Origin of the sequence: Litoribacter ruber (assembly GCF_018449405.1) — a bacterium.
Taxonomy (GTDB): Bacteria; Bacteroidota; Bacteroidia; order Cytophagales; family Cyclobacteriaceae; genus Litoribacter; species Litoribacter ruber.
Map to the genome: position 1 here is coordinate 242,012 of NZ_JAHCMY010000005.1, position 14,301 is coordinate 256,312.

The 14,301-nt window shown below is 42.3% G+C and carries 13 protein-coding genes; 4 read left to right on the forward strand and 9 right to left on the reverse strand.

Annotated elements, in window-relative coordinates:
• Nucleotides 1-8: 8 nt before the first annotated feature.
• The 9 genes from msrA to KI659_RS11455 all read right to left on the reverse strand — a co-directional run bounded on the left by msrA (nt 9) and on the right by KI659_RS11455 (nt 8,359).
• Nucleotides 9-665 carry a peptide-methionine (S)-S-oxide reductase MsrA gene (gene msrA / locus KI659_RS11415; protein WP_317194910.1) on the reverse strand — a complete coding sequence of 219 codons (657 nt, stop codon included), beginning with the start codon at nt 663-665 and terminating at the stop codon, nt 9-11.
• A gap of 21 nt (nt 666-686) precedes the next feature.
• Nucleotides 687-995 (reverse strand): DUF3253 domain-containing protein, encoded by a 309-nt coding sequence (locus KI659_RS11420; RefSeq protein WP_213945517.1) that lies wholly within the window; start codon nt 993-995, stop codon nt 687-689.
• Between the two features lie 2 nt (nt 996-997).
• Nucleotides 998-2,053 (reverse strand): PA0069 family radical SAM protein, encoded by a 1,056-nt coding sequence (locus KI659_RS11425; protein ID WP_213945467.1) that lies wholly within the window; start codon nt 2,051-2,053, stop codon nt 998-1,000.
• A 58-nt stretch (nt 2,054-2,111) separates the two neighbouring features.
• Complete coding sequence (locus tag KI659_RS11430; protein ID WP_213945468.1) at nt 2,112-2,654, reverse strand: class I SAM-dependent methyltransferase; 543 nt, start codon at nt 2,652-2,654, stop codon at nt 2,112-2,114.
• 51 nt (nt 2,655-2,705) lie between these two features.
• Nucleotides 2,706-3,065 carry a response regulator transcription factor gene (locus tag KI659_RS11435; protein WP_213945469.1) on the reverse strand — a complete coding sequence of 120 codons (360 nt, stop codon included), beginning with the start codon at nt 3,063-3,065 and terminating at the stop codon, nt 2,706-2,708.
• Nucleotides 3,066-3,371: 306 nt separating this feature from the next.
• Nucleotides 3,372-4,622: a YaiO family outer membrane beta-barrel protein gene (locus tag KI659_RS11440; protein WP_213945470.1), complete on the reverse strand. Its 1,251-nt coding sequence runs from the start codon at nt 4,620-4,622 to the stop codon at nt 3,372-3,374.
• Nucleotides 4,623-4,628: 6 nt separating this feature from the next.
• Entirely contained in the window at nt 4,629-6,077 is a 1,449-nt protein-coding gene (locus tag KI659_RS11445; protein ID WP_213945471.1) for a glycosyltransferase family 2 protein, read from the reverse strand.
• Nucleotides 6,074-7,954 carry a HEAT repeat domain-containing protein gene (locus tag KI659_RS11450; RefSeq protein ID WP_213945472.1) on the reverse strand — a complete coding sequence of 627 codons (1,881 nt, stop codon included), beginning with the start codon at nt 7,952-7,954 and terminating at the stop codon, nt 6,074-6,076. Before KI659_RS11450 ends, KI659_RS11445 begins: the two co-directional genes overlap by 4 nt.
• A 42-nt stretch (nt 7,955-7,996) precedes the next feature.
• Nucleotides 7,997-8,359, reverse strand: coding sequence for a response regulator transcription factor (locus KI659_RS11455; RefSeq protein WP_213945473.1), 363 nt, complete (start codon nt 8,357-8,359; stop codon nt 7,997-7,999).
• Between the two features lie 226 nt (nt 8,360-8,585).
• Between KI659_RS11455 and KI659_RS11460 the strand changes: the two genes are divergently transcribed.
• The 4 genes from KI659_RS11460 (at nt 8,586) to KI659_RS11475 (ending at nt 14,264) form a co-directional block, all read left to right on the forward strand.
• A complete protein-coding gene (locus tag KI659_RS11460; protein ID WP_213945474.1) occupies nt 8,586-10,268 on the forward strand; it encodes an amidohydrolase family protein in 1,683 nt (560 codons plus the stop codon).
• 9 nt (nt 10,269-10,277) lie between these two features.
• Entirely contained in the window at nt 10,278-11,657 is a 1,380-nt protein-coding gene (locus tag KI659_RS11465; protein WP_213945475.1) for an amidohydrolase family protein, read from the forward strand.
• A gap of 33 nt (nt 11,658-11,690) precedes the next feature.
• On the forward strand, nt 11,691-13,001 hold the full coding sequence (locus KI659_RS11470) for an amidohydrolase family protein (protein WP_213945476.1): 1,311 nt from the start codon (nt 11,691-11,693) through the stop codon (nt 12,999-13,001).
• Nucleotides 13,002-13,085: 84 nt separating this feature from the next.
• The gene (locus KI659_RS11475) at nt 13,086-14,264 is read left to right on the forward strand and encodes a C40 family peptidase (protein WP_213945477.1); all 1,179 of its coding nucleotides are present in this window, start codon (nt 13,086-13,088) and stop codon (nt 14,262-14,264) included.
• Nucleotides 14,265-14,301: the final 37 nt, after the last annotated feature.

The following is a 14,301-nucleotide window of genomic DNA, read 5'->3' on the forward strand; positions in this document are numbered from 1 at the left end:
CCCTTTTTTTATTTTAGCCTGTCGGCAAAAACCTTTTTAAATTTTTCAACTTTAGGCCTAATCACATATTGGCAATAAGCCTGACCGGCGTTGAGTTTGTAGTAATTTTGATGGTAATCTTCCGCCACATAGAAGTTGGAAAACGGCGTAATTTCTGTTACAATCGGTTTATCAAAAACCTTTTCTTCATTCAATTTTGACTTGAAATGTTCTGCTAATTCTCGCTGCTCATCAGTATGATAAAAGACTGCACTTCTATATTGGGGGCCCACATCGTTGCCTTGACGGTTTAAAGTAGTGGGGTCATGGGTTGACCAGAAAATCTCCAACACGTCACTGTAGGAAATCACTTTCGGATCAAAATAGAACTGAATCACTTCGGCGTGTCCGGAGGTTCCAGACGTGATGAGTTTATAGCTCGGATCGGATACATGCCCACCACTATAGCCGGACCTGACATCTTCCACCCCTTTGAGGTCTTGATAAATGGCCTCAATACACCAGAAACAACCACTACCTAATGTGGCCACTTCATATCCTTCAGGGACATTTACTTCTGTTTTGGGTAATTCATTCATTGGCTTGTTGGACTTATTGGATGCCTTTTGCCCACAGGCAGCAAAGGTCATCAGGAATGCGAAGGTTAATAATGTTAATCTTTCCATTGCTTTATCACAATTGGTTACTTAGGATTTTGGAACCCATATTCTAACTGGTCCAGCGGGCATTTGGTTTTTATCAACCTCATTTCCTTTTTGGGTTACCACAATTTTCCCCTCTTGATACAGTCGCATCATCTCTTCTTGAACATCAGGCATGAATGCCCGCCAATCTTCTGGATACATCCATCTAGCAATTTCTGATGGGCAAAAGGTCTTGTCACCTCTTTGCCGGCCCATGTCCATGATTGCAGTTTCCAACACGTTGGGTATTTTACCCTCCTCGGATAAAGTTTGTGTGACATAAAGTGTAGAGTCTGAAGCTGCTTCTTCCATTTTCAAAATAGTCTCAATTGATTACCCGGATTAAAAAGAGATAAATCGTATTCCGGCATTGACCTGCCATCCAAATACTTCTTGACACCCTGCTGGAAAATTCCTCTGATTACTTCTGCAATAGGCCCCTCTCCTTTGATTCTTCTACCCCAGTCGTTATCCCTCACACTGCCGCCATGCAAACTCTGAATCTGATGCAGGACCTTCTCCTTTCTGTCGGGAAATTCCCGTTCTAACCACTCGGTAAAGATTTCCTCCAACTGACCGTTTAACCTGACCACCGTATATCCGGCGCGTAATGCCCCGGCTTGGGAAGCCAACTTGAGAATGGGCAGAATGTCGTTATTATTTATCCCAGGTATTATCGGTGCAATCATTATTCCCACTGGGATACCGTGGTCGGTAAATTTCCCAATTAGGTTAATTTTCTTTTCAGCAGTGGCCGTTCGGGGTTCCAAAACCTGCTTCAATCCAGGGTCGAGATGGTTGATGCTAAAATAGACATGTACCAACTTTAGCTTTGCCAATTCGACCAAAATATCCATATCCCTTTCAACAAGGGAATTTTTAGTGATCAAGCTCACTGGGTGCTTATAATTCAAACAAGTCTGAAGAATCTGACGTGTTAATTTGAATTTCTTCTCAGCTGGCTGATAACAATCCGTATTGCCTGATAGCATGATCGGCGTGGGCTGATATCCTTTTTTCTTAAAGGTCTCTTTTAGCTTGTCGACAATATTATGCTTGACCACAATATTGGTTTCAAACCCCAATCCCGCATCAAATCCCCAATACGTATGACTATTGCGCGCATAACAGTATATACAGCCATGCTCGCAACCTTGGTATGGGTTGATGGAAAAAGAAAGTGGCAAATCCGGGCTATCGTTTTTGCTCAAAGGGTTTTTCACCGAATCGGAAAAATACTTGCTAACAGGCCTACCCTCATATTTGGGCATGTCCAGCCCTTCTACAAACTGAAAAACCTCTTTCCTTTTCAGAAACCTGTTTTCAGGCTGAATGTGGGAACCTCTACCTTTAAATTTATCCGAATCCATTCTGTACCTTTTATTCAATGAAACAAATCATCGTATATAGAAGGCAATCTGTTTGCGATTAGTTGCAAACCATAATAAATGCCGGGGGAAAGTTTTTAAGCGTCCAGCTGGCTTTTACCTTGCTGAAATGTTTTGCAAACTGGAATTTGAGCAGGTATGAGTAGCAGATTTGAATAAATGGGCCTTGGCCATTGAGCTTTTGAGAGCTTACGGAATAAATCTTTTCCCTTTCCTCTTTTGGGATTAAGCTGAAAGGTAAGGAAGAAAAAATCACATCCGGCTTGCTGCCGTTGATGTGATTATCAAAATTGGAGGCCGAATCGCAGATAATATGAATGTTGTTTTGCGGAAATTCCTTTTTCAGGGAGTCGCAAAATTTCTGACTAATCTCAAACACATAAAGATCAGCGTCCTTATCCATTTTCTCAACAATACCACGGGTAATGCTGCCATCTCCACCGCCAAGTTCGACGATGGTCTTTGCTCCTTTGAGCTCGGCGTAGGAGAGCATTTTACTGACTAGGGCCTTTGAGCTAAAAGTAATGGCCCCTGTTGTCTTAATATTGGAGAATAATTCTTTATGAAGAAGGCTTTTATCCATTGACTATGAAATTTTCAGATGATTGCAATGAATAAATTTAATAAATTTTCTTTACTTAATCAGCCTTTTAACTCGCAAAGCAAGCTCATTTAGGTTAAACGGTTTAGAAATGAAATCATTGGCTCCCACGTTAAATGTATCGACAACCGTTTTTTCTTCCTCACCCAATGCGGAAAAAACAATTACCGGAACCCCTGGGAAATTTTTCTTTACATAATAGGTGATTTCCATGCCCGATTTATAAGGCATCATCAAATCAGTAATTACCAAATCCGGTTTAAGTGTGTGAAGCTTTTCAATACCATCCTTTCCATCCTTGCTGATGTAAACCTGGTATCCTTCCTTTTTAAGCTTATTCTCGGTAATCTTCAATGTCAAGGGATCATCCTCAACAATAAGTATTCGCTTCATATTTTAAAAATTTACTTGTAACAAAAATAGACAAAAATTTGAAAATAAAAATCAAAATGCATTTTTATTAATGCAAGATTCAATTTATATAAAACAAAAAGTCTTTAATTTCAATTGAAATGAAAGACTTTTCACAGAATAAAATGTATATCAGTAATTCTTTCAGTAAACCGCTGAATCTGCAAGAATCCTGGTGATGTTAGAATATAACATTCTTCGGTCTTCGGTCTTCCGTCTAGCCAATCCAAGAATATATGCCTATCTGCCTTTCCTGCTAGCCTGACTGCCTTGCTAATAATCAGACATTTAAAATTTATAATGTACCATTAAGAACACCTCATATTCATTTTGCTGAAGCCCCGGCATCAGTTCCTGATAGTTGAAAGTAAACTGTGTTCCGGTAATTATCCGGTCATTCCATAACCTGAAATACCCTATCCCAGTCCTATAGCTATCCATGGCAACTCTGGACTCAAACTGGTTTAAAGTAGCCCTTTCATCAGGGGATGTACCATAGCCTACAATAAAATTCAGGTAGTCAAATCTACTGTCAAAATAATACCTAGAAGTTAGCTGGAAAGCGGGGAAGAATTGTGTCCCTTCATTTTGGATAAATGTTCTGCCATTAAGCCAGAAAGACCCAAAATATTTTCCAACGCCTACGATGCCAGACCTGAAGTTTCTGCCTGCCATTTCCACATACCTGGCACCAACTTCTGTTTCCCAGCCATTTCTGAAATTGTGATAATAGGAATACGCCGCGCGAACAGACGGAAACACAATGCTATTGCTATACGCTCCAGAGATATGGCTGTAGCCATTTTTTCCCATGAACACATAAGACTCCAATTCAAACTGGTAACCTGTAGTAATGCTTTCACCTGCAGACATTCTATCGGCATAATTCACTCTTCCAATCAAGCTACCCCAGTCCCTTTCGCGAACATATTGAGCACCCACCAGATGCCAAGGGCCAACATTTTCACGGTCAAATGTAGTTATACTATAATTGACTCCTACCCGGTCTGTCTTGTTCTTTGTCTCCAGAAAATAAAGTCGCTGACGAAAGTCCGGGTCATTTGGGAATTTCTCCAAAGAGCTGGCAAGAAATGCTTTTTCTTCCTTCTCCCTTTCCTGAAGCTGTAATGAGGCAATTTTCTTCCTGTAGAAGATTTTTTCACCAGGATGGATATCTATCGCCTTTTCTGCTACCCCTCCTGCTTGATCATAATTCCCAGACCTAAGTTCCGTATCAATTAGAAACTGAAAAGCCTCTATGTATGCTTCATTTTTTTCAACTACGTTGCTCAAATAATATCTGGCGCTGTCATAATTGTCTTTCATCAAGTAGGATCTACCCAAGAGCAAATGGAAATCCAGATAATCCGGCGCCACGGCTAACGCTTTTTGTGACTGCTTGATCACCAAATCATAGGAGCCTTTTTGAAAGTCCTCAAGGGATTTGTATAAAAGACTGTCTGTATTCAATTTCTGGGTCTGAGCTTCAGCCCCAAGCGTGCCCAAAAAGGCAATCAAAACGAATAATACTCTTTTCATAATGAATTAGGCTGCAGTAGCCACTTTTTCAACTTTCACAAATCCCTGTCTTTCCATGTCGCCCCACTTCTGCTCTTTAGCCCTAAAGAAATGATAATATCCTTTTAGAGTGGCAAAAATATTGATTGGGTGATAGACAAATGGCTCGATAAAGGCCATGGCGATTAAGATTGCCACCTCCCGAACATTTGCATAGTGGTTGTACAGGATTTCATCCCAAAGGATTGAAAACAAAGTTACAGTCAAATAAAAGAAATAGACAAATGTCGACAACAATAACAGGTGCTCATAATCAGTATTGAATATTAAGAAGCTCACCAAAAGGGTTATTATACCAATGGCCTCCAATATGGGTACAAGAAATTCAAACAACAGAAAGTGCGGGAAAATCAAAAATCCCATCCTTCCGAATTTCTTGTTGAAGAAAACATCCTTATGTAAATAAAGCGTTTGGATTAGCCCCCTGCCCCATCTTGACCTTTGACGTACCAAAACCTTGATCGTTGCAGGTACTTCTGTGAAACAAAGGGATTCAGGAATATATTGGATGATAAAGTCCTCCTTGATGCTATACATGTGCTTTCGCATACGGGTGATGAGCTCCATATCCTCTCCAAGCGACTTGTGCCAATAACCACCAGCCTTAATGGCTATCTCCTTGTCGAAAAGGCCTAATCCACCTGACACGAGTAGCAAGCTGTTGATCTTGCTCCAAGCCATTCTTCCCAAAAGGAATGCTCTGATATATTCCAACTCCTGAAATCTGGCTAGCCAGTTTTTGGGATAGTGGATTTTGTCCAAAAATCCTTCCCTCACCTCACAGGAATTGCTGGCACGGATGGCAGCCCCAGTGGCGATAACACGCCTTCTGTTCTCCATGAAAGGCTTGGCCAGTTTGACGATGGTATCCTTTCTGAGGATGCAATCCACGTCAGTACACAAGAAAAGTGGGTATTGAGCCGAATTGATCCCCGCATTTGAGGCATCTGCCTTGCTCTTCCCGTTTTCTTTATCAACCACCAAAAGTTTGCTATAAACTGGGTTGGTTGATTTATAATGCCCTTTTACAGGCTGGGTGTGGATCTTACTTTCATAAAAGAAATCAACCTTTACCAGCTCAAATTCCTTAATCAGCTTATCTAGGGTATCATCCGTACTCCCATCATTGATGATGATTACCTCAAATTTAGGATAATTAAGCGAAAGGAGTGACTGCACGTTGAATACAATATTGGCCCCCTCGTTATAGGCAGGCGCCACTACCGACACACCTAACACGTGGTTTGATTTGATAAGGATATCGTCTTTGATGTTGTGCTTTCTGTTACTGTAAATTTTAATGGCGACAAAAGACAACACAGATAGGGCGAAATAAAAGACTATATAGCTAAGAGCGTAAAAGCCTATAAAGACCTCATACCCCCTTAGAAAATCTGAAAATAGATGCTGTATCATTTGATGTAGGGATTTTCAACATGCAATTTAATTAAACCAAGCTCGGACTTGTCATCAAAATTCTGCTCATAGACTTCACTTCCCAGCTCTTTCAGTGTGATCATCGTTTCTATTTTCACTTCTCTGCTATGGTTCTGTTCCAGCAGTTTTTCCAGGAAAAAGTTAGTCAAATAAGACCCTATAGTTCTTAAAGTCCTTAATATTTCAATTTGATTGTCTTCAGTCTCCGATACGAATTTTTCAAGTAACTTCTCCTCTGCTGTCACTAGAAATAGCTTTCCACAGGCCCCTATAGCCTCATTTCTGATTTTTGAAGAGTGATGATCAAGAAGTTCAATCACTGTAGGCCCTGCTTCCGCATGGTTAAAATAAGTAACCATCTTCAAGGTCAGGGAAACCAAAGACTCATTATCGGATTTTAACCAAAGTATGATGTTTTTCGGCACCTTTATCTTACTCGTCTTGATGGTATCCAAAATCTTCAATTCTTCGATTTTGTCGATTTGGCCATTATAATTGTTGAAAATCGCCAAGGGATCTTTTTCATCCAAACTGATATAGGCTATGATGGCCACGTTTCGGAGGAAGTCATTGGAACTATCGGTGTATGCCTTGATCAAAGGCAATCCCTCAGCATATCCAAGTTCCTGAAAATGGAAGATCCCCTTTGTTTTCACATACCAGCTGGAATCATTTATCAGCCGCTCCGTATAGCTCAACAACTCCAGTTTCAAGTAAATAGTGATAAACATATCCGCCATCTCCCCTTTGAAGTTTTTCTTTAAGTCTACGATGTTTTTGATCAATAGCTCCTTGCACCAATTGCGGTCAAATGGGATCTTGGTTTTAAATTTTTGTAGCTTCTTGTCCAAGAGTTCGTCAGTCAAGTCATCCTCAAGCAGCAAACTGGATAAGAAATCATCTATTTTTCTCTGGTAAACCTTCTTGCGGGCCTTCGCCATTTCCACGGACCTGCGGTGCGAAATCAGCACCATGATCAAGGAAATAGTGGTTCCGAAAAATATAATTATAAAGTATAAAGCAATGCTATAGATTTTTCTTTCTGCCTCAAAATACAAAAGCTTTTTGAGAAAGGATTTTTCTGTATCTGCTGATAACTTATTATCCAGCGCCTGAATTATGCTCTCGTCTGAACTTTCAGCTACCTGTACTTCCGGAATTTCAGTTTGCACAAAATTCCCTTTGATATAATCATTAACTGCAACCAAATCAGCCCTATCCCCACTCAGATAAAATGAAACCCAAGAATCCGGAAATCCAATTTTGGTCAAGCTATCCCTTGCCTCCAAGGCTTCATGATAATCCACAAATTCGCCAAATAGCAGTAAATGCTTGCCTTCATATTCCTCTGAAGAAAATCCAGGTACAGAAACGGGTCTCCTGTGACTTCCCACTTGCACTTTATACCTTAATTCAGGCAAATAACCCGCGCTCTTAATCCACTCTAGGCCTTCTTTTAAGGCCAATTTGGATTGGGCAAGGTGAGATTGCACCGCCGAATCTATCTCTTTATAGGTCGCTTTTTCTTCATTGAGGTAAAAGCTAACCCAGGCATCAGGAAAATAATCTGAAAGGGAATCCCTTTTCTCAGAGGCCTCTGGCAATGACTCAAATTCACCCAAAGTCCACAGATAACCCTCCTCGTTTTCCTCCAGCTCAAAAACATCATGGAATCTGGGTGCAGAAAAACTTCCCACCTGGACTTTGTAGGTCAAGCCTTTAAGGGACTCCCCCATTTCTAGAAAGTCTAAGGTATTTTCTGGATCGGAATCTTGGCCTTGGGAATAAGACACTTTAGGGATCGCACACACTAAAACGCTAAAAGCGAAAGACACAATTTCAACCTTATATGCCATATAAGTTGATTGAAGAAAAGAAAGCTTGCTCAACTGATTACATCAATTATTAATTAATCTTTTGACCCTAATAGCTAATTCGTTAGGGTTAAAGGGTTTGGGAACAAAATCTGAGGCCCCCAGATTAAAGGCTTCCAATACTGTATTTTCTTCCTCTCCCAAGGAACTCAACACGATAATTGGACAATCTGGCTTGTGTTTTTGTGCGTAGTTGATGATATCAATGCCGTTTTTGAAAGGCATCATCACATCGGTAATAATTAGGTCAGGAGAACATTTATGTATGGCTTCTATCCCCGCATCCCCGTCCTCAGCCACTGTGATATTGTACCCGTCTTTCTTTAGTCGGAACCTTACCATAGTTGAAATCAGCGCATCGTCTTCAATCAGTAAAATGTTCTTCATATTGGCGTTTTCTGGGAGTAAATATATGCAATTCTCGAATAAATAAAATACAATTAAAAAAAAATGAGACATTTTTTAAACTTTAAAATAGTACCTCAACCCACTGATTTATATAGGCCTTATTTTGCCGTTCCTCAAAATCCTCGGCAGTTGGCACAAAATCTCTCCCAGATTCCTGAATACTTTTAGTAGTTTACGGAATATAAACAACAACTAACCAATCAACATGAGTAACATTTACAAACTGCGCCTTATCCTAGGCTTGTTGGTTTTGGTAGGGTTTCTCCAGGTTTCACCGGTCAAGGCACAAAGCGATGCCAGCGGTGAGAAAAGGGTTACAGGTACCTTTGCCATTACCAACGCGACGGTTTTCACCTCACCTGGGCAATCCCAGCAAAACACCACCATAATTATCAAAAATGGCCTCATAGATGCCATCGGACCCAATGTGTCCATACCCTCAAATGCACACCGCATTGCTGGGGATTCCCTGTATGTTTATCCGGGATTTATTGACGGCGGCTCCAGCGCTGGAGTTTCCCGTCCAAAAGACGTAGAAAAACCTTCCAATTTCAACGCCTCCTCCCCCCCTGATGAAGTTGCCGGAATCACCCCCTACAGAAATGTGCTGGATTATTTTGATGCCAACAGCAACCAAATCAACGATTGGAGAAAAGCTGGTTTTACCATGGGCCAATTGATTCCTGAAGGAGGAATGCTCCCGGGAAAAACTGCAATCGTGGTGTATGGCCACAAATCATCAAGCAATATCTATAAAGAAAATGCAGCCCTGGTAGCTACTTTTAAAGGCTCCAGAGGCATGTACCCAGCTACAATCCTTGGGGTGATGGCCAAGTTCAGAGATCTTTATAAAAATTCGGAATACACCAGCCAACATGCTAACCTTTTTGCCAGCAACCCTGGCATCAGAAGACCAGAGAAAAATAAGACTTTGGAAGCTTTCTACGGCTCCCACGATGGCTCCACACCGATTGTTTTTGCAGTGGAAGATGACTTGACCACCAGAAGAGCCATCCGACTGCAGGAAGAGTTGGGCTTTAAATTGATCCTAAACGGCGTATCAGGCGCCTACCCAATAATTCCACAAATCAAAAACAGCCAGGCCGCTGTCCTTTTGACTTTGGACTTGCCGGAAGACAAATCATCCAAAATGGAGGATAGCGAAAGCGATGAAGAACGAAAAGCAAGGATTGAAAGAGTTAAGGAAGCCTACCAGGCAAGGTTGGCCGAAGCCGCCAAGTTTCACGAAGCAGGAATTCCGTTTGGGTTCACCTCTCAAGGTGCCAAAGTTGGGGATGTCAGAAAAAACATCAGGCTCATGATTGAAAATGGCCTTTCTGAGGAAGCTGCACTTGCGGCGCTGACCATCAATGCTGCTAAAATCCTTGGCATTGACAATTATGCCGGTACCCTTGAAAAAGGAAAACTGGCTAATATGGTCATTGCTACCGACAGTATTTTCAAAGAAGATAGCCAAATTAAACATGTCTTTGCCGATGGGCACATGTTCGATTACGAAACTACCGAAAAGAAGAAATCCAATGGTAATGGCGAACCGGCAGACCTTGAAGGAAGATGGGAATATAGCGCCCAATCTCCGCAGGGTGATTCCCAGGGTCTTTTGGTATTCAGAAAAGACGGTGAGGACTACAGAGGAGAAATCACCTTGGACAATCCTGCCGGTAGCGGACAGATCACCTCGGAGTTGAAAAACATCTCAGTGGATGGCAGCAGCCTTCGCTTTGAATTTAACATTGACGCAGGGGGTAACAATATTACATTTAATGTTTCTGGGGACATTTCAGGAAATGAATTTGACGGAAACCTTGTGGTAGCTGATTTTGGAAGCTTCCCCATGAGAGCCACCAAACAACCTGAGACAAAATAATTGATACTGATGAAAAAGATTATATATGCAATAGCTGCCCTCATGTGCTGGAATACTGTGAATGCGCAGACAGACAAAGGGTCGGTTTTAATCAAAAACGCCACGGTACTCACAGTAACCAACGGTACCTTGGAAGATACAGACATCTTGGTAGAAAACGGCGTGATCCGAAGAATTGGTCAGGGCCTTTCTGCCGGAAACAACGTGACCACAGTGGATGCCTCCGGCAAATATGTGATGCCCGGAATAATTGATGCCCACTCTCATATTGCCTTGGACGTGGTCAATGAGGCCACCAGTCCGATTACTTCAGAGGTTTGGATGGGTGATGTGGTGGATCCCTATGATGTGGGAATCTACAGAGCCTTGGCCGGTGGAACTACGATTTCTCACGCCATGCACGGATCGGCCAATGCCATAGGCGGCCAAAACGTGACGCTAAAGCACAGATTTGGCACACACGATCCTGAGGATCTTTTCATGAAAGAAGCCCCTAGAACCATCAAATTCGCATTGGGCGAAAACCCAACCAGGGTTCATGGTCGTGGCAATAACATCCAACCAAGAACCAGAATGGGTGTGGAAGCGGTGATCAGAAATGGTTTCAACGAAGCGCTTCAGTATAAGAAAAGATGGGAAGACTATGAGCAAGCAAGCAAGCAACGGAACAGCAAGGCCATAGCTCCCACATATGATTCAAGACTACAGACCTTGGTTGATATCTTAGATGGCGACATCATCATCCATTGCCACTCCTACCGCGCTGATGAAATCTATATGTTGATCCAGGTATGTAAGGAATTTGGGATCAAAAACATAGTTTTCTCGCATGTAAACGAAGGCTTCAAAGTAGCCCCTGAATTAGCTGAATACACCATGGGAGCCTCAGTTTTTGCAGACTGGTGGGCCTATAAGTTTGAGGTGTATTACTCCACTGCTTTCAACGCGGCAATCTTGAATGAAAACGGTGTGCTGACTTCCATCAACTCTGACAGTGGAGAATTGATCCGTCACCTGTACCATGAAGCTGCCAAAACCCAAAGATATGGTGGGCTAACCGACGATGAGGCCCTAGCCTTGATCACCATCAACCCAGCCAAGCAGTTGGGGATTGGGGACATGGTTGGCTCAATCGAAGAGGGCAAGCAGGGAGACTTGGTTATTTTCGACAACCACCCACTTTCTGTTTATGCCATTCCACAAATGACTTTTGTGGACGGTGTCAAATATTTTGATTTAAATGAGGATAAAGATGATCAAAGGTTGAAGGTTAACCCTACCGAATTGGTAGAACCAATCTTCCTGAAGGAACACGATCACAAATGCATGCATGATCTGGACTTCCTTTTCACAGAAGCTGAGCAGTTGTTCAACTTTCACAACCATTAATAATCATCTGACTTTAAAATAATTATCTTCAACATGAGAAAAATTAATTTAATCATAGCAAGCTTCCTTTTCTGCCTCTTGCCCTTTATGGCAAGTGCCCAGATTGACGGGGAAGTGATCAAGCCAAGGTCAGGTAAATTTCTGCTGACCAATGCTACCATCGTCACCGTTACGAACGGCACAATGGAGAATGCCAGCCTTTTAATAGAAAACGGTAAAATCCAGGGGATCGGCACAGACCTTTCTGCAGCTGATGCCGAGGAAATCGACTGTACGGGACACTATATATATCCAGGCATGTTTGATTCAGGGACTAAGCTCGGAATGGTAGAAATAAACTCCGTACAAGAAACAGTTGACCATACCGAACTGGGCTCCGTAACGCCAAATATGCAGGCTTTGACTACCATCAACCCAAATGCTGTAGCCATACCAGTCACTAGAGTAAGTGGGGTCACCACCACCCTAGCAGTGCCAGGTGGCGGCATCTTTTCCGGTACAGCTGCACTCATCAACCTGAATGGCTATACGCCTGACCAAATGTATGCTGGTTTCAAGGGGATCGTGATGAACTATCCTTCTTCAGCTAGAAGAAGCACTTGGGACAGAAGAAGCGATGAGGATATTAAAAAAGATGCCGAAAAGGCTCTTAAAAATATCAATGAAGTATGGCAAAGAGCTACCATGTACAGCGAAATTAACGCTGCGGAAGGTGACTTGGAGTACTATCCTGAAATGGAGCACTTGGCTAAAGCTGTAACCGGCGAGCTTCCCCTATTGATTGAAGTAAATGCGGCCAACGATATTTTGGAGGCCTTGAAGTGGTTGGAAGATAAGGAAGATGTAAACGTAGTATTAACGGGTGTGGCTGAAGGCTGGAGAGTTGCCGATAAAATTGCTGAGGCAGGTTATCCGGTAATCACAGGACCTATGCTTTCTATTCCTACAAGAGGTTCAGACAGGTTTGACGTTTCCTACACCAACCCGGGCAAAATGCTCAAAGCTGGGGTAAAGGTCGCCATCAGGACCAATGATACTGAAAATGTGAGAAACCTTCCATTCAATGCCGGCTTTGCAGCAGCCTACGGAATGGGCAAAGAGGAGGCTTTGAAGGCTGTAACCATCGTCCCTGCTGAGATTTTTGGTGTCGATGACAATTTGGGGTCAATTGAGGAAGGCAAATCCGCTACGCTTTTTGTTTCGGACGGTGATCCTTTTGAAACCAAAACCCAAATCAAGCATGTATTTATTGAGGGCTATAGAGTGCCGATGAGCAATCGACACATCCAGCTTTACCAAGAATTCTTGGAAAGAGATCCTGGTTTGGAAAAGCATTCAAAATAATAGTAAATTAAGCCCTTGGATGTGAGTCCAAGGGTTTTTTTAATGGATAGCCCACAATATTCTCTAATATATCAAAACAAGAATATGCATTTCAAATTGAATAAAATACAATTCATTCCAATTTTAACCTATTTCGCTTTAACTTTAACCTTTTCCTCCTGTGGTGAAAGCCAGCAGGAAAATCCGGAAGAAATTATTGCAGAAACAAGGAAAGAATATGCCCCTGATAAGCGGGTGGCCCTTTTTGACGTGTCTTATGAAGACGGGATATTAGTTGGTGAAACTAATTTGCCCCAAGCACTAGAGGATCTAAAAAACAGATTGGATGAACGAGGGATAAATTACCTTGACCAAGTTGAAATCCTACCCAATATGGAAGGTGATAAAAACTTCGGCTTGGTGACCATTTCCGTTGCCAATATCCGAAGCGCCCCTAAGCATAGTGCTGAGTTGGCCACACAGGCTACTATGGGAACGCCTGTCAACGTTTTGAAAAAAGAAGATGGCTGGTACCTCATCCAGACCCCTGATCAGTACATTTCTTGGGTTGATGCTGCCGGAATTGAGATAATGACCCAAAAGGAAATGGAAAACTGGAACGAGGCTTCAAAAATTGTCTTCACCTCTCTGGTGGGTTATGTGTTTTCGGATGAATCCCGAGCAAGCATGGTCTCTGATTTGACAGCGGGGAATGTGTTGGAGCTGCTACAGGAAAGAGGAAATGCCTATGAAGTAAAGCTCCCTGATGGAAGAATAGGCTTCGTGGACAAGTCCATGTCTGAGCCACTACACACTTGGCTAGCAAGCCGTGAGACGAGCCATGAAAACCTAATTTCCACAGCCAAAAACATGATGGGGGTTCCTTACCTGTGGGGAGGCACTTCCATCAAAGGCGTGGATTGCAGTGGTTTTACCAAAACCATCTTTTTCCTCAACGGCCAGGTAATCCCACGCGATGCCAGCCAACAAATCCATGAAGGAGAAGAAGTAGACCGAGAAAAGGACTGGGAAAACCTTCAAGTGGGCGACCTGCTTTTCTTTGGCAAGCCTGCTACTGACACCACCCCCGAGCGTGTGATTCATGTGGGTATGTGGATCGGAAACAATGAATTTATTCACTCAAGAGGCCGAGTAAGAATCAGTTCCTTTGACCCAGAAAGTGAGCATTACGATGAATATGAATTAAACAGATATCTGAGAACAAAAAGAGTTTTGGGTAAAGAGAGCCAGAATATCCTCGCGGTAGAAAAATTCATACAATAAAATAAATCACTTTAACCCAACACACTTAACTTATTGA

Coding starts and splice junctions, on each gene's coding strand:
- KI659_RS11435 (WP_213945469.1), bottom strand. CDS start 3,065: ATGAAGCGAATACTTATTGTTGAGGATGATCCCTTGACATTGAAGATT.
- KI659_RS11440 (WP_213945470.1), bottom strand. CDS start 4,622: ATGAAAAGAGTATTATTCGTTTTGATTGCCTTTTTGGGCACGCTTGGG.
- KI659_RS11455 (WP_213945473.1), bottom strand. CDS start 8,359: ATGAAGAACATTTTACTGATTGAAGACGATGCGCTGATTTCAACTATG.
- KI659_RS11450 (WP_213945472.1), bottom strand. CDS start 7,954: ATGGCATATAAGGTTGAAATTGTGTCTTTCGCTTTTAGCGTTTTAGTG.
- KI659_RS11430 (WP_213945468.1), bottom strand. CDS start 2,654: ATGGATAAAAGCCTTCTTCATAAAGAATTATTCTCCAATATTAAGACA.
- KI659_RS11425 (WP_213945467.1), bottom strand. CDS start 2,053: ATGGATTCGGATAAATTTAAAGGTAGAGGTTCCCACATTCAGCCTGAA.
- KI659_RS11460 (WP_213945474.1), top strand. CDS start 8,586: ATGAGTAACATTTACAAACTGCGCCTTATCCTAGGCTTGTTGGTTTTG.
- KI659_RS11470 (WP_213945476.1), top strand. CDS start 11,691: ATGAGAAAAATTAATTTAATCATAGCAAGCTTCCTTTTCTGCCTCTTG.
- KI659_RS11465 (WP_213945475.1), top strand. CDS start 10,278: ATGAAAAAGATTATATATGCAATAGCTGCCCTCATGTGCTGGAATACT.
- msrA (WP_317194910.1), bottom strand. CDS start 665: ATGGAAAGATTAACATTATTAACCTTCGCATTCCTGATGACCTTTGCT.
- KI659_RS11475 (WP_213945477.1), top strand. CDS start 13,086: ATGCATTTCAAATTGAATAAAATACAATTCATTCCAATTTTAACCTAT.
- KI659_RS11445 (WP_213945471.1), bottom strand. CDS start 6,077: ATGATACAGCATCTATTTTCAGATTTTCTAAGGGGGTATGAGGTCTTT.
- KI659_RS11420 (WP_213945517.1), bottom strand. CDS start 995: ATGGAAGAAGCAGCTTCAGACTCTACACTTTATGTCACACAAACTTTA.